General features: G+C 64.5%; 18 protein-coding genes. 7 read left to right on the forward strand and 11 right to left on the reverse strand.

Annotated elements, in window-relative coordinates; translation table 11 throughout:
• Nucleotides 1-35: 35 nt before the first annotated feature.
• From P9255_RS01240 to P9255_RS01260, 5 genes are read right to left on the reverse strand one after another with little or no spacing between them, the layout of a single operon-like run.
• A complete protein-coding gene (locus P9255_RS01240; RefSeq protein WP_309768473.1) occupies nt 36-647 on the reverse strand; it encodes an N-carbamoylsarcosine amidohydrolase in 612 nt (203 codons plus the stop codon).
• Nucleotides 644-1,684: a 2,5-dihydroxypyridine 5,6-dioxygenase gene (locus P9255_RS01245; RefSeq protein WP_309768474.1), complete on the reverse strand. Its 1,041-nt coding sequence runs from the start codon at nt 1,682-1,684 to the stop codon at nt 644-646. Before P9255_RS01245 ends, P9255_RS01240 begins: the two co-directional genes overlap by 4 nt.
• Before the next feature lie 16 nt (nt 1,685-1,700).
• A complete protein-coding gene (locus tag P9255_RS01250; protein ID WP_309768475.1) occupies nt 1,701-2,531 on the reverse strand; it encodes an alpha/beta hydrolase in 831 nt (276 codons plus the stop codon).
• A gap of 14 nt (nt 2,532-2,545) precedes the next feature.
• A complete protein-coding gene (locus tag P9255_RS01255; protein ID WP_309768476.1) occupies nt 2,546-3,301 on the reverse strand; it encodes an Asp/Glu racemase in 756 nt (251 codons plus the stop codon).
• 22 nt (nt 3,302-3,323) lie between these two features.
• A complete protein-coding gene (locus tag P9255_RS01260) occupies nt 3,324-4,535 on the reverse strand; it encodes an FAD-dependent monooxygenase (protein ID WP_309768477.1) in 1,212 nt (403 codons plus the stop codon).
• A gap of 200 nt (nt 4,536-4,735) precedes the next feature.
• Between P9255_RS01260 and P9255_RS01265 the strand changes: the two genes are divergently transcribed.
• On the forward strand, nt 4,736-5,521 hold the full coding sequence (locus P9255_RS01265) for a TetR/AcrR family transcriptional regulator (RefSeq protein WP_309768478.1): 786 nt from the start codon (nt 4,736-4,738) through the stop codon (nt 5,519-5,521).
• Nucleotides 5,522-5,543: 22 nt separating this feature from the next.
• On the opposite strand, the gene P9255_RS01270 is transcribed toward P9255_RS01265, so the two are convergent.
• From P9255_RS01270 to P9255_RS01285, 4 genes are all read right to left on the reverse strand, one after another.
• Nucleotides 5,544-5,771, reverse strand: coding sequence for a hypothetical protein (locus P9255_RS01270; RefSeq protein WP_309768479.1), 228 nt, complete (start codon nt 5,769-5,771; stop codon nt 5,544-5,546).
• A gap of 72 nt (nt 5,772-5,843) precedes the next feature.
• On the reverse strand, nt 5,844-7,253 hold the full coding sequence (locus P9255_RS01275) for an MFS transporter (RefSeq protein WP_309768480.1): 1,410 nt from the start codon (nt 7,251-7,253) through the stop codon (nt 5,844-5,846).
• 360 nt (nt 7,254-7,613) lie between these two features.
• Nucleotides 7,614-9,161 (reverse strand): serine hydrolase, encoded by a 1,548-nt coding sequence (locus P9255_RS01280; RefSeq protein ID WP_309768481.1) that lies wholly within the window; start codon nt 9,159-9,161, stop codon nt 7,614-7,616.
• 117 nt (nt 9,162-9,278) lie between these two features.
• Nucleotides 9,279-10,268, reverse strand: a complete 990-nt coding sequence (locus P9255_RS01285; RefSeq protein WP_309768482.1) for a homocysteine S-methyltransferase family protein — start codon at nt 10,266-10,268, stop codon at nt 9,279-9,281.
• A 230-nt stretch (nt 10,269-10,498) separates the two neighbouring features.
• Here P9255_RS01285 and P9255_RS01290 point away from each other — a divergent pair, with 230 nt between their 5' ends.
• Entirely contained in the window at nt 10,499-11,533 is a 1,035-nt protein-coding gene (locus tag P9255_RS01290; RefSeq protein WP_309768483.1) for a helix-turn-helix domain-containing protein, read from the forward strand.
• Nucleotides 11,534-11,897: 364 nt separating this feature from the next.
• Here P9255_RS01290 and P9255_RS01295 read toward each other — a convergent pair whose 3' ends face one another.
• Nucleotides 11,898-14,285: a phosphocholine-specific phospholipase C gene (locus P9255_RS01295; RefSeq protein WP_309768484.1), complete on the reverse strand. Its 2,388-nt coding sequence runs from the start codon at nt 14,283-14,285 to the stop codon at nt 11,898-11,900.
• A 343-nt stretch (nt 14,286-14,628) separates the two neighbouring features.
• Nucleotides 14,629-15,528 (reverse strand): LysR family transcriptional regulator, encoded by a 900-nt coding sequence (locus P9255_RS01300; RefSeq protein WP_309768485.1) that lies wholly within the window; start codon nt 15,526-15,528, stop codon nt 14,629-14,631.
• A 107-nt stretch (nt 15,529-15,635) separates the two neighbouring features.
• Between P9255_RS01300 and P9255_RS01305 the strand changes: the two genes are divergently transcribed.
• The 5 genes from P9255_RS01305 to P9255_RS01325 all read left to right on the forward strand — a co-directional run bounded on the left by P9255_RS01305 (nt 15,636) and on the right by P9255_RS01325 (nt 19,516).
• Nucleotides 15,636-16,508: an aldo/keto reductase family oxidoreductase gene (locus P9255_RS01305; RefSeq protein ID WP_309789057.1), complete on the forward strand. Its 873-nt coding sequence runs from the start codon at nt 15,636-15,638 to the stop codon at nt 16,506-16,508.
• Between the two features lie 225 nt (nt 16,509-16,733).
• Nucleotides 16,734-17,504, forward strand: coding sequence for a hypothetical protein (locus P9255_RS01310; protein WP_309768487.1), 771 nt, complete (start codon nt 16,734-16,736; stop codon nt 17,502-17,504).
• A 95-nt stretch (nt 17,505-17,599) separates the two neighbouring features.
• A complete protein-coding gene (locus tag P9255_RS01315; RefSeq protein ID WP_309768488.1) occupies nt 17,600-18,304 on the forward strand; it encodes a glutathione S-transferase C-terminal domain-containing protein in 705 nt (234 codons plus the stop codon).
• A gap of 15 nt (nt 18,305-18,319) precedes the next feature.
• The gene (locus P9255_RS01320; protein ID WP_309768489.1) at nt 18,320-18,937 is read left to right on the forward strand and encodes a TetR/AcrR family transcriptional regulator; all 618 of its coding nucleotides are present in this window, start codon (nt 18,320-18,322) and stop codon (nt 18,935-18,937) included.
• A gap of 144 nt (nt 18,938-19,081) precedes the next feature.
• Complete coding sequence (locus tag P9255_RS01325) at nt 19,082-19,516, forward strand: pyridoxamine 5'-phosphate oxidase family protein (RefSeq protein WP_309789058.1); 435 nt, start codon at nt 19,082-19,084, stop codon at nt 19,514-19,516.
• Nucleotides 19,517-19,534 lie beyond the last annotated feature (18 nt).

Here is a 19,534-nt window from a genome sequence, read left to right on the forward strand (position 1 = left end):
ATGAAGCGGCGCATTCACTCGCCGCAGTCACGCCTTTACCGAAGATGCGCCATGAGTTCCGCCGACGTCATCACCGCAGCATACTTCTGCCGCATGTCGAAGAGATTCGCCTCATGCGGTTCGAGCGCGCGATCCCCCACGCAGTCCGACAACACCACAGGACGAAACCCGTACTGCATCGCATCGACGACGCTTGCGCGCACGCAGCCGCTGGTAACGCATCCCGCGACCACGAGCGTGGACACGCCACGCATCGAAAGCCACGCGGCGAGCGATGTCCCGAAGAACGCCGACGGCACGTTCTTCCTCACGACCAGCTCGCCATGCACGGGCGCAAGCTGCGGCACGATTGCGCTCGCCGGCGTGTCTTCCTTGAGCGTCAGCATGCCCGGCACTTTCAGCGAGAACACGTTGGTATCCGAATCATCGTCTGCATAGACGATGCGGCTATGCGCCACCGGCCACTTCATCTCGCGCGCCGCCGCGAGCAGCGGCACGGTGTTCGCGATCGCTTCGGCAATGTTGCCGCCGCCGAACACGGCCGGATCGGCGAAGCCATTCACAAAGTCGATGACGAGAAGCCCGACCGGGCCTTTGATTTCAAGCGTTTGTCCGAAGCCCTGACGTGCGTAGACGGTATCGCTCATTGTGCATCCTCCACGGTTTTGCCATCGCGCACGACGTCCACGCCATCGAGCGAGACGGTGCAGCGTCGCAACGGAATGTCGATATGACAGGCGGTCGTGCGTGCGCCGCCGCCTTCGTTGTTCGGCCCGAGGGAGAACAGGAAATTGCCGTCGAACGCGCGCGCGTCCATGCCCAGTGTCGCTTCGCGGTCGTACAGCCCGAGCGTGGACCAGTGCGCGCGCTTTTGCAGACCCCAGCCGATATGCGAGATCGCGTAGGCTTCCGGATCGTCGAACGTCTCCATGTATTCGCGCAGCAGGTCCGCATCGACGCCGCCCTCGATCCTGCGCGCATAACCGGCTTCGACCGTCAGCACGATCGGCTCCGTGCAATAGCGCTTCTGGGGCAGGAGAATGTCGCCGCGATCGATCACGATGCGCCCGTTGGCGCCGCCTTCGTTCGGAAACGTCAGCGCGAAGCCGCTCGGCCAGTGATCCCAGCGGCCGGGTTCATCGACGAAACCGTATTCGGCGATGGCCGGAAATTCGCCCATCGGACAGCGCAGGTCGGTGCCGGCTTCCGATGTCACGCGCATTTCGCGCGACGCTTCGATCCGCTTCGCCGCAGCGAGCACGCGCGTGCGGTCACCCGGCGTCGGCGTCATGCGCACGAGCACTTCGGGCGGCTCCACGGCGAGAAGGATCTTCGTGCCGGACGCCAGGATGTCGTGCTGTTCGGGCGAGAAAAGCAGCGTCATCAGATCGAGCACGAGATCGCTCGCCTTCAGTGCGGCGATGGCCGCGCGGTTGCCCGTGAGGGGCGTCTCGCCGAGATAGGCGAGGGCGTCCCGCGAGAGCGCCTTTTCGCCGTTGACGGGCGGCAGGTCGAGGCGGTTGACGACCGCGCCCATCGACTGCGTCGCGATCAACGCACAGGCGAGCGTTTGCGGATGGGTCGCCGCGCCGGTCAGGATGGTCACGCTCTGGCCGGGCTCGAGCCGCGAAAGCGCAAGCACCTGCTTCCAGGCTTCGACAAGTTGGTAGTCGCTGATTGGCATGATGATGTGCGATGGATTAGTCGAGCGCTGCGCCGAAGAACGAACCGAACGCGCGATAGAAACTTTCCTCGTCGTCCCACGGAATCATGTGGCCGGCGTCCGGCACCTTTACGACTTCGACCTGCGGCAGCAGGCCGCGGATCTCGTCGATGTCCCCGCTGCGGATGACGTCGCCGCGGCCCGCCGCCATCAGCAGCGCGGGCTGGTTCACATGCGGCATGTCGGCGTGAACGTCGTCAGCATGGAAGCCTTCGAAGCTCGCGCGGATGGCGCGTTCGTCGCAGGTATGCAGCCATTCGGCGCGCAGGCGCAATTGCTCGTCGGTCCACGTCGGGCAGAAGCGGCGCATGCCTTCGATATCGAGACCTTCACGTGCAAGCGCGATCGAATCCACATACCACGGCAATGCCGATGGATACGCGCGTCTTCCCGGACCCGACACGGGCGGATCGACAAGCGCAAGCCGTGCGATCGTGTCGCCTTGCGTGCGCGACGCCGCGCGCAGTGCGATGCGCGCGCCCATCGAGTGGCCGAGCACGCTCGCGCGCGCAAGGCCGATTGCGTCGATGAAGGCAAGCAGGTCGCCGGCTTGCGCATCGAGGCTGTAGTCCAGTTCGGGCGATGCGCTCGACAGGCCACGGCCGCGCACATCGAGTACATAGGTATCGAAATGCCTGCCGAATCGTTCGCCGACGAAGCCCCACGTGACTGCGGGACTCGTGATGCCCGGCACGATGACGACCGCATCGCGCCCGCTGCGCGGGCCGCTCGCGCCGCCATAGCGCAGGTAGTGCTGGCGGATGCCGTTCGCGTTGACATTCGCGCCGTAGAGATACGTCGATTGCATCGATGCGTCCTCGTTCAGTAAGCGCCTGAAAGCAGCGCGCCGGCGCCGGGCACGACGGGCCGCAGGTCGAGCTGGCGCAACATCGCATAGGTGGTCGCGATGGCCGCGGTCACGACCGGCTTGCCGGTCATCGCTTCCACCATCGGCACGACGGACAGCGACGGCATCTGCACGCAGGCCGACAGCACGATGGCATCCGCGTCCTGATACTTCAGGGACTTCACGATGTCCGGCAGATTGCGCGGATCATGGCGCGCGACTTCCAGATTGTCGGGAATCTCGAGCGCACGATAGTCGATCACTTCGAACCCTTCATGCTGGATGTAATCGACCACGAGCTCCGTGAGCGGCTTCATGTACGGCGCGACGACGACCACGCGCTTCGCCTTCATCACCTTGAGGGCATCGACGAGCGCGCCCGCGCTGGTGACGACCGGCGCATCTGCGCCATTCGCGGCGGTGTGCGCCTGCAAGCGTTGCTGCGACGCCCGGTGATAGCCGCGTCCCATCGCCATGATCGCGACGAGGCACGCGTAGCCGAGCACGTCAACGCGGGCATCGGAAAGCTCGACAGCGCAGCGGTCGGACTCCGCATCCATCTGCGCGAGTTCTTCCTTGACGACCTTCTTCATCCGCATGCGGCTCGAATGAAACGTGAAGCGCTCCGGCTCGATGCCTTGGCGCGCCGTCAGCATGGCGGGAATTTCGGTTTCCATCGTCGTGTTCGAACTCGGGACGATCTGGCCGATGCGATAAATCTTTGCGGACATGTCGAATAACCTCTTGATGTGATCAGGCGGCGGTGAGCGTGCGCGGTGCGAAGTCGGTCGCGTTGTACGCATAGACCCAGTTCGCCTGAATGCCCGATGCCTGCGGATTCAGATACGACTTGAACTTGTAGATGAGATCGCGCTTGCGTTGCGCGAACGCGCTCGGCAAGTGATACGTGCGGCCCCGTTCGCGCGACTCGAGCTGCACGCGGCTCGTGCGCGGCAGGCGCTCGGCTTCGTAGTCGCGCAATGCATTCGCGATATCGCTGCCGTGCGCCTTCAGCGAACGCGCCAGCACGAACCCGTCTTCGATCGCCATCGCCGCGCCTTGCGAAAGAAACGGCAGCATCGGATGCGCGGCGTCGCCGAGCAGGGTGACGTTGCCGCGTGACCAGGTTTGCATCGGATCGCGATCGAAAAGGCCCCATTTGAAGACCGAATCGGCGCGCTCGAAAAGGCGGATCAGGTTCGGATGCCAGCCTTCGAAGGTCGCGAGCAGCTCCTCGCGGCTGCTCGCGGCATTCCACGATTCCTCGACCCACTTCTCCGTTTCCGCGACCGCGACGATGTTGACCGCCTTGCCGCGACGCACGAAGTAGGTCACGACGTGCGCGTTCGGCCCGAGCCAGAAGGAAGAGTCCGGGCTCACGAAGTCGGGCATCTCGTCGAACGGCACGACTGCGCGAAAACACATGTTGCCGGTGAAACGCGGCGCCTCGTCGCCGAACAGCTTGCTGCGCACGATCGAGCGCACGCCATCCGCGCCGACGATCAGATCGGCTTCGAATTCGCTGCCGTCGTCGAACAGGGCGACCGCGCCGGCCTTGTCCTGACGCACGTCGACACAGCCGGTGGAAAGACGCGCGGCACCGGGAGGCACGAGCGAAGTCAGAATGCGATGCAGGTCCGCGCGATGCACGTGATAAAACGGCGCGCCGTAGAGAGCGGGGCAGACGGCCGCGAGCGGCGTGCGAAAGTTCTCGCGCGCCGTCTCCCAGTTGCGGCCGACGATCGCCTGCGGCACGAAGGCCACGTCGCGCAGTGCGTCGCCGAGGCCGAGCGCCTGCAGCACCTTCACCGCGTTGGGCGTCATCTGGATGCCCGCGCCGACCTCGCCGAATGCGCTCGCGCGCTCGAAAAGCCGCACGTCGATGCCTTGCTGCGCAAGCGCGCCCGTGAGAGCGATGCCGCCGATTCCGCCGCCGATCACGCCGACGCGAAGTGTTCTGCTCATGGTCTCGTCCTTCTCGAAAAGTAAATCCGTGTGGATGCGCGACCAATATTATATGGCCGTATAAATAAATGCAACGGCGAACGCGTGGCGAAGTGACGGCTGCAGGAAATTGCGGACATGCGGTTGAACGACCGTAAAATATGCGGCGACCGCAGCCGCATGCATCGGGCGGCCTTCCATTCAACGCAGCACGGCCACGCATGACGAAAGACCAGACTACCCACGCTCACGCACACGGAGATTCGGCCAGGCGCAAACGGCTCGGCCGTCCGGCGGGCAACGTGAATCAGCGCGAGAACATCCTCGACGCCGCCGAAGTCGATTTCTCGCAGCGCGGCTATGCGGGCACGTCGCTCAAGGAAGTGGCGGCGTCGTGCGGTGTCACGCAGGCGCTGATCACGTATTACTTCGGCACCAAGCAGCAGTTGTTCGAGCAGGTCTTCCTGCGTCGCGCGACGCTGGTGTCGGAAGAGCGGGTCAGTCTGCTGCGCGCGCTGGGCGATAGCGGCGCGAAGCCGAACGTGCGTGACATCGTGCGGGCGTTCTTGCAGCCGCTCGTCGCGTTGCGCCAGTCCGACGGCGGCCGCGCGTTCATCCGGCTGCAGGCGCGCCTGCATACCGAGCCGCCCGACATCTCCTACAGCCTGCGCAGCACGGCCTATGGCGACTCCACCGACGCCTACGTCGACGCACTGCGCGCCGCACTGCCCGGCTTGCCCGCGAAAGACCTCTACTGGCGCGTGACCGCGATGATCGGCGCCTATCTGTACGCGTTCTCGGATACGCACCGGCTCGACATGCTGGCCAAGGGCGCATGCGATCCGTGGGACGCGAAGGAGACGCTGGAGCAGTTGACGAGCTTCATCGTCGGCGGGCTGGAGGCGCAGGCGAGCGCAGCGGCCAAGCCGGAAACGACGAGCCGCGCGAAGAAAACGGTGAAGGCACCGAAGGCCGCGAAGACCGCCCGAGCGCCGCGGGCGGCCTGAGTCACGCCTGAAGCCGCATGGATTACCGGCGCAGGCCGATTTCCATCGAGTCGATCACGTGCGTGAGGGTCGCGTGCATCGACGTGAGCGCGGCCGGCGGCAAGTCCGCGCTGGCGGTCTCGCCGATCATGTCGCGCAGCGTCTCCTGAACATCGATGGATGCGCTCTGCGGCAGCGCGGCGGCGATCACGCTGATCGCGGCGGTGAGTCCATGCAATCTGCCCGTCAATACTTCGAGTTCCTGGCTCATTTCTGACTTCCTGTCGTTGCGTTGATTGAAGCGTAAAAGCGGACCGTCGGCGATGAGGACGGTCCGCGGAGATCACATCGGTTCGGTGGCCGGATGCGCTTTCAGCTTGACGAAGAGCGCGAGCCCCGCGATCACCGAAGGCACCGCGAGCAGGGCGAACACCGCCGGCAGGCCGAGCTTCCACTGTGCGAACAGTCCGCCGAGCGCAACGCCCGCAATGCCGCCGAAACGCCCGACGCCGTACATCCACGAGACGCCGGTCGCGCGGCTCTGCGTCGGATAGAACATGGCGGCGAGCGAGGGCATCGACGATTGCGCGCCGTTCATCGTCGTGCCGGCGAGAAAGATCAGCGCGCTCACGAGCCCGACGCTGCCGATCGCCTGCCCGACCACGAAGATGAACACCGCGGTCAGCAGATAACCGAGCATCACGATGACGTTCGCGTTCCAGCGATCCATCAGCCAGCCCGACGCCACGGTGCCGATGCCGCCGCCGAGCGGGAAGAGCGCGGTCAGCAGCGCGGCGCGTTCGGGCGTGAATCCCGCTTCGTTCATGAGGAGCGGCATCCAGCTCATCAGCAGATAGAAGATGACGAGGCCCATGAAGTACGTGAGCCACAGCATGATCGTGCCGACGAGAAAGTGCCTCGAGAGAATGGCGCCGACGGACGTCTTCGCGTGGATCTGCACGCGTTCGGAAAGGCGGAACGACTGGACGCGCGACAGATCGAGCGGCGCGATCTTCACGAGCGGCGCACCGATTTTTTCCTTGGGCGCGCCCTGCTTCACGAGAAAGCGCACGGATTCCGGCACCCACAGCACCACGCCGAGAACAAGGATCAGCGGCAGCACGCCACCGACCACGAAGAGGCTATGCCAGCCATACGCCGGGATGAGCCACGACGACATGAAGCCGCCGAGCGCCGCGCCGACCGTGAAGCCGCAATACGTCGTGTTGACGATAATCGCGCGGCTTCGCTGCGGCGCGTATTCGGAGACGAGGGTGATGCTGTTCGGAATCGCCGCTCCGAGACCGATGCCCGTGAGAAAGCGCAACGTCACGAGCGATTCGATGGAGCCCGCGAACGCGGTTGCGAGACTCATCGCACCGAAGAAGGCCGTCGCAGCGATGAGCACGCTCTTGCGCCCGAAGCGGTCGGCGGCAGGGCCGGAGATGACCGCGCCCGCGGCCAGTCCGAAGAGCGCGGCGCTCAACACGGGCGCGAGCGCAGCCTTCGAGATGCCCCAGCCTTTGACGAGCGCTGGCGCGATATATCCGATGGCCGCGGTATCCATGCCATCGATCAGCACGATCAGGAAGCACACGCCCATCAGGACCCACTGGAAGCGCGAGAAGCGATGCGCGTCGATGAACGCTTCGACGGGCACGTCCCCGCTCCACGCATCGCCGCGATCGGAAACCGATGGATGTCCCGCCCGCGGCGGAAAGGCCGGGCCGGATTGAAGCTCTGCTTGCGACATGAACAACTCCTCGTTGTCGACGGCTCGCACCGTCCATGAATGCCACCAGGCCGGCCAGATGCCGGAACTGCGCGAAGCGGGGGCCCACCGGTTTCGACGCGGTTTTATTATATGTATCTATAATTAATAAACGCAATCGGGAAAAAAATAGGGGTTTGGCGTGCGGGTGGCGGCGGAGCGGGGCGCAAGATTCGAGCGACCGGCAGTAAAGCGGCTGCGCGCGTGACGGCCGCCGCGGCCTTCATTCGGCAGGCGAGCGGGTGCGACGACGCGACGGGCGGCGCCGTCGTCGTGCGATTCGTCGTGGTGAATATCCTCGCCTGTGCCGTCGGCCGCAGCATGCCGAACGCGCGATCCTCATCAACGCGAGAACGTGCCGAGTCCTTCCGCGTCGTAATACTCGATCGTGACCTGATCGCTCAGGAACGAGACCTTCGAGATCGTGCCGGGCGCGGCGTTCTCGTTGGTGAGCGTGAACGTGAACGTGTCGCCGTCCCAGTGCGAGAGAGGAAGACGCAGCGGCGTGGCGCCGATGGTCAACACGAGCGTTCCGCCCGCATCGCTGATTTGGATGGGACCGTGGTAATCGTTGTTGTAGGCGCCGGTGTACGTCGACAGTGAGCGCGCCGGAAGCGGCGACGCCGGCGGCGATACGCCGACGAGCGATCCCGACGGTTTCGTCTGGTCCGCGAATGCGTGGCTGGCAAGCGTGAACCAGTCGCGCTGTATCGAGCCGAACTGGACGAGATCGAAGAACTGCGCGGTGAGCGTCTCCGGTACGCCGACCGGAAAGCCGTTAGTGAGTGCGACGATTGCGCACCCGGTTGACGGCACCACCACGAAATTCGTGGCCGCGCCCGCGAAGAACGCGCCCGAATGGCTATAGGTCGCGCGGCCCGCAGCCGACGTCCCGACGTTGAAACCGAAGCCGTAGTAGCTGGCGGGCTGTCCGTTCCCGGCGGGCTGAGTCTGCGACTGAGGACTGATTGCGGCGCTCAAGGCGTTCGCATCGACGATTCCCGCGCCGTTGAACATGCCGTTGCCGAGCATCATCGCCAGCCATCTGGCCATGTCGTTCGCGGACGAGCTGACGCCCCCCGCAGGCGACTGGGCGTCCGGCATCGAGCCCAGGCCGACCACCCATTGGCCGTTGCGCTTGACGTGGCCCGTCGCGCGATTCGCCCGCGCAACGAAGTCGGCGTAGCGCGAACTCGTGCTCGTCATGCCGAGCGGCTGATACAGCGTGCGCTCCGACAGCGTCGCCCAATCGATGCCCGCAGCCGCCGCCACCGACAGCGCGCCCGCGGTCAGGCCGAAGTTCGTATAGGCGTAAGACCGCCTGAACGGAGTGAGCGGCAGGTAACGCAGGCGTTCGAGCACGCTTCGCTGATCGAATCCCATGTCTTCGAGCAGATCGCCGGCGTGATCGGGCAGGCCGGAGCGATGCGCGTACATGTCGCCGACAGTGACGGCCGCGGTGGTGTCGGGATTCGACAGTGCGAACCAGGGCAGATTCGCTTGCACCGGCGTGTCCCACCTGATTGCGCCGATGCCGACCTGATGCGCGACGACCATCGACCCTACCGGCTTCGACAGCGATGCGAGCTGAAACACCGTATCGGGATCGACCGGCAGGCCCGAGCCGATGAGCCGGGTGCCGAAGCCTTTTGCATACACTGTCTTGAGGTTACGCACGACCGCGACGGACATGCCGGGCACGCCTGTGTTCGTCATCAGGGTGTTGGCGAGCGCGTCGAGCTGGGCGATCGCGGCATCGATCCGTGCATCGGGCACGGGTGCGTCCGTGCTGTTGCCGCCGGAATTGGAATCGTCCGAGCCGCCGCATCCCGCGACGGCGCCGCACAACGCGGCGCCCAGAAAGCGCCGCCGTCCCTTGTTCTGACTCATTCCTGGTCTCCGGCGTGACGATCGCGGCGCGCGAGACTGCTTGTCCGATCGTTCGAGGTGTCCTCGCGCGCCAGCTTTCAGTTATAGGCCATGACCGGCGATTGTTGAAAGAGTCGTTCACGCAGTGCGTGCCGGTTGCGAAAGATTCTTTGTCCTGATGAAACCTGCACCCGTCAAAGCATGGCAGATCGCACTGACATGACGATGATCCGTTCCGCAGCATCCGCCCACCACGTTCATGCGCGGCAACAACGCACGCAGCGCCCGATACTGCGCGCCGAGCTCCTCCGGATCGCCATCGTCGAGATCGGTGGAGTCGTCCAGCTCGGCATGACTGAGCCGCGATGCGTTCGCGCGGACGCCATGAACGCGATCGAGCCACGCGCCGCCATCGCCGAGCACGGTTTCGAAATGCGATGGATGCGCGCAATTGATCATGTAATACGCGGCATACCCGCCGGATTCTTCATCCGCGCGCTCGACCGCATCGCGCAGTGCATCGCCCGATGGCAAGCGTCCGTCGGTTTCGAGCGTGAACGAAATCGCGACAGGCATATCGGCTCGCCTCGCCGCGTCGATCACGCCGATGCCTTCGTCCGGGTAAGTGATCGTGAACGCCGCGACCATGTCGGCCGCGGTTGACGCGAAAGTGTCGATCTGCGGCTGATGATAGGCGCGCGCCTCGTCACGGGTCATGCGCGATTCGATCCGATAGGCGTCGCCGCGCGGCCCGAGACAACCGCTGATGACGATCGGCGTTTCCGGCGTCTCGAAGTCGGCCCGCACCCGCACGAGCATGTCGATCGCCTTCCGGTTGACGTGCGCCAGCGCGGCGTCCGGGTAGCCCAGCTTGCGGCCCCAGTCCGCGTTGGCGCGCCAGGTCGGCGCTTCGAGCACGAGACCGACGCCTTCTTTGGCGGCGATGCTCGCATACGTGCGGAAATAGCTTTCCAGACGCGCGGCGCCGTCGGCGTCTTTCAGCAGGTCGAAGGCGGCGAAGCAGGGCAACTCGATTCCTTCGTGGAAGATCAGCGTCGTCTCGATTCCGCCGTCGGTCATGAAAAGCCCGTCATCGAGCTGGGGAAGGCGAGTGCGGTACTGGCTCATGGTCATGCTCCGTCAACGAGGTCACGTCAGAGAGGTCGTCCGCAATGCGTCGCCGGTCGTGGCCGAGTGTAAGGAGGGGATACAACATGCGCGTCCGGGCGCCCGCTACGGCGAGGCGTACTGGCGCGAACGGCTTCCTTACACTTAAATAACATTGGGACGGAGCCACGATACGGCGGGCCGCCGTCCGACGCCAAAGCCATTTCGGCAACTTACCGGACAAAACGGCCATGAACGACCGCACGCCCGCGCGCATCTGCATCCTGGCGCTGCCCGAGACATCGGCGTCCGTGGTGTACGGCATGTATGACATGTTCATGTCGGCGGGGCGCGATTGGGGCGTCATCGTCGAAGGCACGCCGGGGCGCGCGCCGATTTCGCCTCGCGTGGTGTCGCGTCACGGCGGCACATTCGTCGCCGGCAACAACGTGCGGATCACGGCGGATGCCGCGCTGGATGCGTGCGCGGATGCCGACGTCATCTGCGTGCCCGAACTGCTCGTTTCGCCCGGCGAGCCGCTCGCCGGCCGCTTCGACGATGAAATCGCGTGCCTCAGACGCTGCCATGCGCAGGGAAAGATACTGGCGACGGCGTGTTCCGGCGCGATCCTGCTGGCGGAAGCGGGCCTGCTCGACGGCCTCGACGCAACGACGCACTGGGCGTTCTGCGAGTCCATGGCGCGGCGCTATCCGTCGATCAGGGTCCGCGCGCACCGGGCGCTCATCGCATCGGGGGAGGGCGAGCGGCTCATCATGGCGGGCGGCGGCACGTCATGGCTGGATCTGGCGTTGTATCTGATCGCGCGGCTGGCCGGCATCGAAACGGCGATGCAGACGGCGCGCATCAATCTTGTCGACTGGCACGACGTCGGCCAGCAGCCGTTCGCTCGGCTTGCGCGCACGCGTCAGGCGGAAGATGCGGTCATCGCGCGTTGTCAGTCATGGATCGCCGATCACTACGCGCAGTCCTCGCCCGTCAGCGCGATGATGCAGCTGAGCGGCCTGCCCGAGCGATCGTTCAAGCGCCGTTTTCAGCGGGCGACAGGAATGTCCCCGCTCGCATACGTGCATACGCTGCGCCTGGAAGAAGCGAAACAAATGCTCGAAGCCGACAGTCAGCCGATCGAAGCCATCGCCAATGAGGTCGGCTATGAGGACGCGGGCTTCTTCACCCGTCTCTTCACGCGCAAGGTGAACCTCACGCCGGCGCAGTATCGGCGACGCTTCGGCGGCATGCGCGATGCGATTGCGTCCGTCAAGGCGTAATCATCGCGACCGGCTTCCGAACGTCGATGCAATTTAGTTAGGCTCACCTATCATGCGTCTTGTATCCTTCGATACCGGCCGCACCACGCGGCGAATCGATTAGATGCTGCATCAACGCTCGCATGGTTGCAACGGTTCCGTCCTGCCTCCGTGTAAGCAGCCAGATCAGCGAGGCGCCGTGCATCCAATCGGCGGAACGGGAGGAGGCCCAAAGCGGTGGACGCGATCACTTGTCTCTGAAACGCCGCTGTCGTTAGCGGCCGGACTCTCAGTGTCCACGCCGGCCGCTGTCAAGCCGCGCTGCGGCCGGTGAGATCAACAAGCGAGAGGCGCCGGACCGACACGGGGCGCCCCTTGTGCCGCTTCAGAAGCTGTCGGGCATGCCCATCGCCGGGTCGGTTACCGAATGTCGGCCCGTCTCCATCCGTCCAGCGATGCGCCGGAAGAAGCTGCGGTCCGTGGCGCTCGTGATTTCGAAGTCATACCAGTACCCGGTCTGAGCGACGTTCCAGAACAGCGCGGCAGGAAGTGCGCCGTTCGTGCTTACCGTCCAGCTATTTCCCGCGCCGAGCGCATCATCGCGACCGAAAGGCGCGGGCGCCGGCCAGGCGCCGAAGCCCGGCGCAGGAAAGCCGCCGAAGCCGGATGGATTTCGACCGAAGCCCGGAACGGGCAGACCCGGAAACGCCTGCAATGCACCGTAGAACTTGTTCGACCTGACGGTGAACTGCGCCGGCCCCGCGCCATCGTTGCGCAGTTGCAGGTGCAGCGTGCCAGTCAGCAAGCCGTAGCCGACACGCACTTCCGGATTGACGTCCCGGTGCCCCTTCTGCGCGGCGAGCTGGCCCCTGAATTCGCGATGGAAACCGTTCGGGCCGAGTACCCAGAGATCGTATCGGCCCTGGTCCGTCGAAGTCGGCGTCCACACGTCGTCCAGCGTCTTGCCCGGCTCCACTGCATAACGCTTCGGCAAGCGGTCCAGATGCAACTTGTCGTAGACGTGGAACACGGCGCCCTGCCGACCGGTGTTGGCGAACAGCAGCCGGACGGCGCCGGAGGCCGTATCGACATGAGCGCTGGCATGGAGTTCATAGGGCAGCGCACGCGACGGGCGGAAGCCGCTTGCCTGCTTCGGCATGCCGCGGTTCGCATCGGGCACGATCTGTCCGAGCGCCTGCTGCGTTGCGCGCAGCGCATCGGCGTCGGCCTTGCTTTTTTCGCCCGCGATGGTCGGCAGCGGTTCGTTGTTCGGCGACGCGAAATTGAACGCCGTCGTCAGATCGCCATTGATCAGCCGGCGATACGGTGAGATGTTGCTCTCCTTGATGCCGAAGCGCGCTTCGAGGAAACGCAGCACCGATGTGTGGTCGAACGTCTGCGAATTGACCCAGCCGCCACGGCTCCACGGCGAGATCACCCACAGCGGCACGCGCGGGCCGGGTCCGTACGGCTTGCCGTCGGGACCGGCGGGCTGGCTGTTGGGCTGCGCGCCGGTATCGGCGCGAGTCACGTACGGATGCGTGAAATATTCGGCGCTCAGGTCGGCGCCGTTCAGCGTGGTCTTGCCGGCGTAGGTGCCGTCACCGTTCGGCGACGGCGCCGCGGCCGGAGGCACGTGATCGAAGAAGCCATCGTTCTCGTCGAAATTGACGAGCAGCACGGTCTTGCTCCAGACCTCGGGCACGGCGGTGAGCGCATCGAGGAATTGCTGCACGAACCACGCGCCCTGAACCGGGCTCGACGGCCCCGGGTGCTCGGAGTAGACGTCCGTCGGAATCACCCACGAGACTTCCGGCAGGCGGCCGTTCTTTACGTCGTCGGCGAACGCCTCGACGAACGTGCCGTTGGTATTCGGGTCCGTGTCGGTGGTCGGCAGGGTGTTCGCGTAGCCCTTGATCAGCGGCTGGGCCACGGCATCGGCGGGACTGAAGGCCGGCTCGGCGGCCTGCGTGAGCGACGTGTTGACCTGGCGCGTCGCAGGCAGTGCCTCGTTGGCCTTGCGAAACTGCCTGAAGCCGAGCAGCGGATTGCAGCCGTAGGTGTTCTTGATGTTCTGATAGACCTTCCACGTGACGCCGGCGTCTTCGAGGCGCTCGGCGGTCGTCTTCCAGTCGAAGTACGCGGAGGCGGACGTGGTCACGTCGAAGTCTCCGCTGAAGTTGTTCACAAAGGTCTTGCCATAGGCAGGACCATGCGTGCCCGTCGCATGGATGATGCGGTTCGGGTGCGTGCCGCCGAGAAACGCGCAGTGATAGTCGTCGCAAATCGTGAAGGCTTCGGCCAGCGCGCGCTGGAATGGAATTTCAGCGTTGTCGAAGTAACCCATCGTCTGGTTCTTCTTCGACACCGGCCACGCAGCCATGCGGCCGCCATCCCACGCATTCTGCGTGTCGACCCAGCTATGCGGCGTCCCGGCGACGCGCTGCGCATTGCCTCTGGTTTCGTCGAGATGGTAGGGCAGGTCGATGTTGCCGTTCGCGTCGATCTGCTGCCATACGTTGCGGCCGTCAGGCAGCGGGATCGTGAAGCGATCGCCGTAGCCGCGCACGCCCTTATAGGTGCCGAAGTAATGGTCGAACGCGCGGTTCTCCATCATCAGAATGACGACGTGCTTGACGTCCTTGATCGTGCCGGTGTCGTGATGCGCGGGAATCGCGAGCGCGCGGCGGATGCTCGGGGGAAATACGCTCAGGGCCGCGGCCGACAGGCCGGCAGTCGCCGTGCCTTGAAGAAATTTGCGACGGGAGTTCACGGGGCAAGTGCTCCTTCTTTCCTGCTGATCCTCGAAACCTTCGATTGCCTTCACCGCAGCCGATCCTCCCGGCGACCCGGCCTGGCTCGTCACGTCCGATGCCCATGCACCGGCCGCATGCCATGCTCGATGTCGCCGGCAAGAAAGACCGCCTGCCGAGACCCCGCTCGTGGAAGTTCGAAGGACGTGTTGTTGTGCGCGCGTAACCGGCCGTGCTGCGACTGCCGGTTGCGGCGATTGACGAATATAGGGCGCGGAAATGACGGGACGGTGTCGGAAAGAGAATCGTTGGCCGTGCTTACATATGCCTTGCGAAGGCAGGCGAGCACGACCGCATGCGCCGCTACATGCGGTCGTTCTGCTTTAGCCAGTCGATGAACGCGCGCAGCGGCGCGGGCACATGCCGGCGTCCCGGATAGTAGAGAAACGGCCCGGAAAACGGCTGTCTCCAGTCGTCGAGTATCGGCACGAGCGCACCGCTTTCGACGTGCGGCTGCAACATCTCCTCGAACAGATGGATGACCCCGAGACCTGCGATCGCCGCGTCGATCATCAGGCCCAACGCCGCGCCGGGACGCACGACGAGGCGCGACGGCGGATCGACGCGAACCACTTCGCCATCGCGCTCGAACTGCCACGCGGGCCGCGCACCGCCGGAGAATTGTCCCCGCACGGTGGTATGCGAAAGCAGATCACGCGGATGGCGGGGCGTGCCGTGCGCGCGCAAATAGGCGGGCGAAGCGGCGGTCGTGAATTGGTCGATGCGCGGGCCGATCGGCATGGCGATCATGTCCTGTTCGAGCTTGTCGTCGTAGCGTATGCCCGCATCGCAACCGATCGACAGGACATCGACGAAGCCGTCCTCCACCATCACTTCGACGCGGATGTCGGGATACGCGTGCATGAACCCCGCGAGCAGCCCCGGCAGCAGCGTGCGTGCGGCGCTCGCGGGGACATTGAGCCTGAGCGTGCCGCTCGGCGAATCGCGATAGCCGTTCAGCACATCCAGCGCCGCTTCCATTTCGCCGAACAACGGCGTGAGCGTTTCTATCAACCGCTGACCCGCCTCGGTCGGCGACACGCTGCGCGTCGTGCGGTTCAGCAAGCGCAAGCCCAGCTTGGTCTCGAGCCTGCGCACGGCCATCGAAAGGCTCGAAGCCGATACGCCGTTCGTACGGGCCGCGTCGCGGAAGCCGCCTGCCCGGGCGACGGAGACAAAGGCAGCGAGATCGTTCAGTTCCACATTCGGACCGTTTTGTTTTTTGAACAACCCGTGCAACTTAGCGGTATTCAATCGACGCTGCAAGCTGGAGATAATGCGCCATCCAATCTGCCACCGGGAGCCGTGCAATGATGAAGACCTATGAGTTTGCGGGACGCGAAGTGAATCGAATGGGCTATGGCGCGATGCAGCTTGCGGGACCGGGCGTATTCGGTCCGCCGAAGGATCGCGCGTCCGCGCTCGCGGTGTTGAGGGAAGCCGTTGCAGCGGGGGTGAATCACATCGACACGAGCGATTTCTACGGCCCGCACGTGACCAACGAGATCATTCGCGAGGCGCTGCATCCGTATCCATCGAACCTGACCATCGTGACCAAGCTCGGCGCGGTGCGTGACGACAAGGGCGGCTGGCTGCCCGCTTTCGAGCCAGATGACTTGCGTCGCGGCGTCGAAGACAATCTTGGCAACCTCGCCGTCGATGCCATCGACGTGGTCAATCTGCGCATCATGGGCGACATCCACAGGCCGACCGAAGGCTCCATCGAGCCGCAGATGCACGCGCTCGCAACGATGCAGCAGGAAGGCAAGATACGGCACATCGGCTTGTCCAACGCGACATCGATGCAGGTGCGGGACGCACGGAAGATCGCGCCGATCGTTTGCGTCCAGAATCACTACAACCTCGTGAATCGCGATGACGACGCGCTCGTCGACGAACTCGCGCGGGAGCACATCGCGTATGTGCCGTTCTTCCCGCTCGGCGGTTTTTCGCCGATTCAATCGGACACGCTGGCCCGGATCGCGGCGCGTCTGAGTGCAACCCCGATGCAGATGGCACTCGCGTGGCTGCTGCATCGATCCCCGAACATTCTGCTGATTCCGGGCACGTCGTCGGTGACGCATTTGCGCGAGAACCTGAAGGCCGCCGATATCGTGCTGAGCGACGAAGTGCTGAAGGAACTGAATGCGATCGGCATTGCCGGCGCGGGGCCGGCTCGCTAAGGTGCGTGCGATCCGCGTTCGGGCCACGCTTGGCATTAACCGGATGCGGCAAGCCCTCGCCGTGAGATCCCACAGCACCATAACGGCCGTCGATCGAAGCGCGCGCGCCGATAGCCCCAATCATCACTCGGTGCCGCGCTTTTCGAGTATTGCTGCAAGGGGCATGAATCACGTTCGCGTTCCGCTGCGCGCGAACGCTCTTCACACGCGCGACCTGGGATCGGGATGACAACCTTCGTCGACTATCCGGCTGTGGTGTTCGTCGTTCTGCTCGCGCTGTTCGTGAGCGCGGTAGCGTTCGGCGCGTACGTGCTGCGCCGCTGGGCGGTGCTGCCCGAGAGCGACCGCGAAGACTTCAATCTCATCCAGACATCGACGCTGACGCTGCTCGCGCTGCTCGTGGGCTTCAGCCTGTCGATGGCGGTCAACCGCTACGACTTGCGCAAGACGCTGGAGGAAAGCGAAGCGAATGCCATCGGCACCGAGTACGCCCGCGCCGATCTCGCCGATGCCGCGACCGGCGCGAAGATCAAGTCCGCGCTGATCCGCTATGCGAAGCTGAGACTGGCGAACTATAAAACGCGCTCGTCCGGCGAACTCGCAAGAATCGCGAGCGATACCACCCGCGTCGAGGCCGAGCTCTGGCAACTTGCAACGCAAGTGGCGAAAGCGCAGCCGACGCCCATCGGCGCACTGGTCGTGTCGGGCATGAACGACGTCCTCAACTCGCAGGACTATTCGGAGGCCGCCCGCATCAATCACATTCCGCTCGGCGCGTGGTATCTGATGATCGTCATCGCCCTGGTCGGTTGCGTGGTGCAAGGCTACGGCGCGAAGGGAAGCCTGCGCAAAGGCCTGCTCATCACCATTCTTCCGGCGACGGTCGCGCTTTCGCTCGCGCTCATCGCCGATATCGACAGCCCGAAAGGCGGACTCATCCGCGTGGAACCGCGTGACCTCACGCGCCTCATGCAGTCTCTTGCACCCGATTCGTGACGAGCCGCCCTCGCGGATCGGCTCTCGCTTCTGCGCGTTGTGGATCGATCGATCTAAAATGTCGCGATAGTGGCCACGACACGGAGACGACCTGCATGATCGAGTTTTATTTTCACCCGACGCCCAATCCCGCGAAGATCGCGCTCTTTCTCGAAGAATCGGGACTGCCTTACGTGCTGAAGCCTGTCGACACGAGCAAGGGCGAGCAGCATTCGCCGGCGTTCCGCGCCATCAACCCGAACGGCAAGGTGCCGGCCATCGTCGATACGCAAGGGCCGAGCGGCAAGCCCGCAGCCGTATTCGATTCCACCGCCATCCTGCTCTATCTCGCGGAAAAAAGCGGCCAGTTTCTCGGCGCGCCGGAAGATCGCCCGCAACTGCTGTCGTGGCTGATGTTCGTCGCGAGCGGACTCGGGCCGTTCTCCGGGCAGGCCGTGCACTTCCAGTATGCAGCGCCCGAAGGGCTCGACTACGCTGTGAACCGCTACCGGCGCGAGGCGGAGCGCCATTACGAAGTGCTCGACGAGAGACTGAAGGGCCGCGAGTTCATCGTCGGCGACAGCTATACGATCGCGGACATGTCGGCGTGGGGATGGATCGATCGCGCATCGCGCGTGTTCAGGAACAGCGACGCTCCGCTTGCCGCCTATCCCGCGTTGCAGCGCTGGTTCGCGAAGATCGACGCGCGGCCTGCAGTGGAACGTGCGCGCGCGGTGAACAAGACGCATGCGTTCAAGACCGTCAACGACGACGAGACCAAGCGCGCGCTGTTCCCGTCGAACTACCCGAAGTCCGCGTAACGAAGGAGCGCGCGCATGCCACGTCCGCGTCAATTCGACGAAGATGCCGTGCTCGATGCGGCCACCGCGCAGTTCTGGTCGCGCGGCTATGAAGCAACGTCGGTGCGCGATCTGGCTGCAGCGATGGGCCTCACGTCCGCGAGCCTTTATAACGCGTTCGGGGACAAGCGCGCGCTCTATGAACGCGCACTCGAACGTTACGTCGAACGCGGATTTCGCGCGCGCGTGCAGCGGCTCGAGCATCAGGTGGCCCCGCGCGATGCCATTGTCATGTTCTTCGATGAAGTCATTCGGCTTTCGGTGAAGGACCCGCATCGCAAGGGCTGTCTGATCGTGAACTCGGCGATGGAACTCGCGCCGCACGACAAGCAGTTTCAGCGCGTGTTGAATCGCATGCTGAAGGACATCGAAGGCTTCTTCGCGCGCTGCGTGACGGCGGGGCAGGAGGACGGCACCGTTTCCTCCGATATCGACGCCGCCGACATGGCGAAGTCGCTCCTCGCGTCACTCATGGGCTTGCGCGTGCTCGCGCGCGTCAACCCGAAGCGCGAACTGCTGGAAGGCGCGCTGCGGCCTGTGCTGGCGATGCTCGACGTCAGGCCGAACGCGAATCGTGCGCGTTGCAAGCGTTGATCTTGCAGGCACGATCGGGGTTCATCCGTGTCACGGTCGCAATCCTCATACGAAGCATCCCGATCCCTGTTCATGTCCACGACAAGAAGCGGCACGAGCGTTGCGCACGTCGTTGGCGTTATCGACCGAACAGGAGGAAAACCGATGAGCACACTGAGCTTGGATGAACTCGCGAGCCGTATGGCCGAGATCGATTTCGCGATGCTGTTGACGCGCGCGTTGAACGGCAAGATCGCCGCGAGGCCGATGAGCAATAACCGCGATGTCAGGTTCGACGGGGACAGCTACTACTTCACGCTCGAGAAGACGCACATGGTGCAGGAAATCGAGGCTGATCCTACCGTTGCGCTGACCTTCACCGGCAGCGCGAAACCGGACGGTGCGCCGCCGCTGTTCGTAGCCGTCGAGGGCCGCGCCGAACTCATCCGCGAGAAGCCCGCGATGAAGGACCACTGGAATGAAGATATCGAAAAGTGGTTTGCAGAGGGCTTTGAGACGCCGGGAATCGTGCTGATCAGGGTGAGCGCGGAGCGCATCCACTATTGGGCGGGCGAAGACCAGGGCGAAATCGCGGTGTAACGCGAGGCGCGCCGCGAC

This window comes from Caballeronia sp. LZ019 (assembly GCF_031450825.1).
Taxonomy (GTDB): domain Bacteria; phylum Pseudomonadota; class Gammaproteobacteria; order Burkholderiales; family Burkholderiaceae; genus Caballeronia.

What these genes read in the sequence shown, in the direction of transcription:
- P9255_RS01240 (WP_309768473.1), bottom strand. Translation starts at nt 647, where the DNA reads ATGAGCGATACCGTCTACGCACGTCAGGGCTTCGGACAAACGCTTGAA.
- P9255_RS01245 (WP_309768474.1), bottom strand. Translation starts at nt 1,684, where the DNA reads ATGCCAATCAGCGACTACCAACTTGTCGAAGCCTGGAAGCAGGTGCTT.
- P9255_RS01250 (WP_309768475.1), bottom strand. Translation starts at nt 2,531, where the DNA reads ATGCAATCGACGTATCTCTACGGCGCGAATGTCAACGCGAACGGCATC.
- P9255_RS01255 (WP_309768476.1), bottom strand. Translation starts at nt 3,301, where the DNA reads ATGTCCGCAAAGATTTATCGCATCGGCCAGATCGTCCCGAGTTCGAAC.
- P9255_RS01260 (WP_309768477.1), bottom strand. Translation starts at nt 4,535, where the DNA reads ATGAGCAGAACACTTCGCGTCGGCGTGATCGGCGGCGGAATCGGCGGC.
- P9255_RS01265 (WP_309768478.1), top strand. Translation starts at nt 4,736, where the DNA reads ATGACGAAAGACCAGACTACCCACGCTCACGCACACGGAGATTCGGCC.
- P9255_RS01270 (WP_309768479.1), bottom strand. Translation starts at nt 5,771, where the DNA reads ATGAGCCAGGAACTCGAAGTATTGACGGGCAGATTGCATGGACTCACC.
- P9255_RS01275 (WP_309768480.1), bottom strand. Translation starts at nt 7,253, where the DNA reads ATGTCGCAAGCAGAGCTTCAATCCGGCCCGGCCTTTCCGCCGCGGGCG.
- P9255_RS01280 (WP_309768481.1), bottom strand. Translation starts at nt 9,161, where the DNA reads ATGAGTCAGAACAAGGGACGGCGGCGCTTTCTGGGCGCCGCGTTGTGC.
- P9255_RS01285 (WP_309768482.1), bottom strand. Translation starts at nt 10,268, where the DNA reads ATGAGCCAGTACCGCACTCGCCTTCCCCAGCTCGATGACGGGCTTTTC.
- P9255_RS01290 (WP_309768483.1), top strand. Translation starts at nt 10,499, where the DNA reads ATGAACGACCGCACGCCCGCGCGCATCTGCATCCTGGCGCTGCCCGAG.
- P9255_RS01305 (WP_309789057.1), top strand. Translation starts at nt 15,636, where the DNA reads ATGATGAAGACCTATGAGTTTGCGGGACGCGAAGTGAATCGAATGGGC.
- P9255_RS01310 (WP_309768487.1), top strand. Translation starts at nt 16,734, where the DNA reads ATGACAACCTTCGTCGACTATCCGGCTGTGGTGTTCGTCGTTCTGCTC.
- P9255_RS01315 (WP_309768488.1), top strand. Translation starts at nt 17,600, where the DNA reads ATGATCGAGTTTTATTTTCACCCGACGCCCAATCCCGCGAAGATCGCG.
- P9255_RS01320 (WP_309768489.1), top strand. Translation starts at nt 18,320, where the DNA reads ATGCCACGTCCGCGTCAATTCGACGAAGATGCCGTGCTCGATGCGGCC.
- P9255_RS01325 (WP_309789058.1), top strand. Translation starts at nt 19,082, where the DNA reads ATGAGCACACTGAGCTTGGATGAACTCGCGAGCCGTATGGCCGAGATC.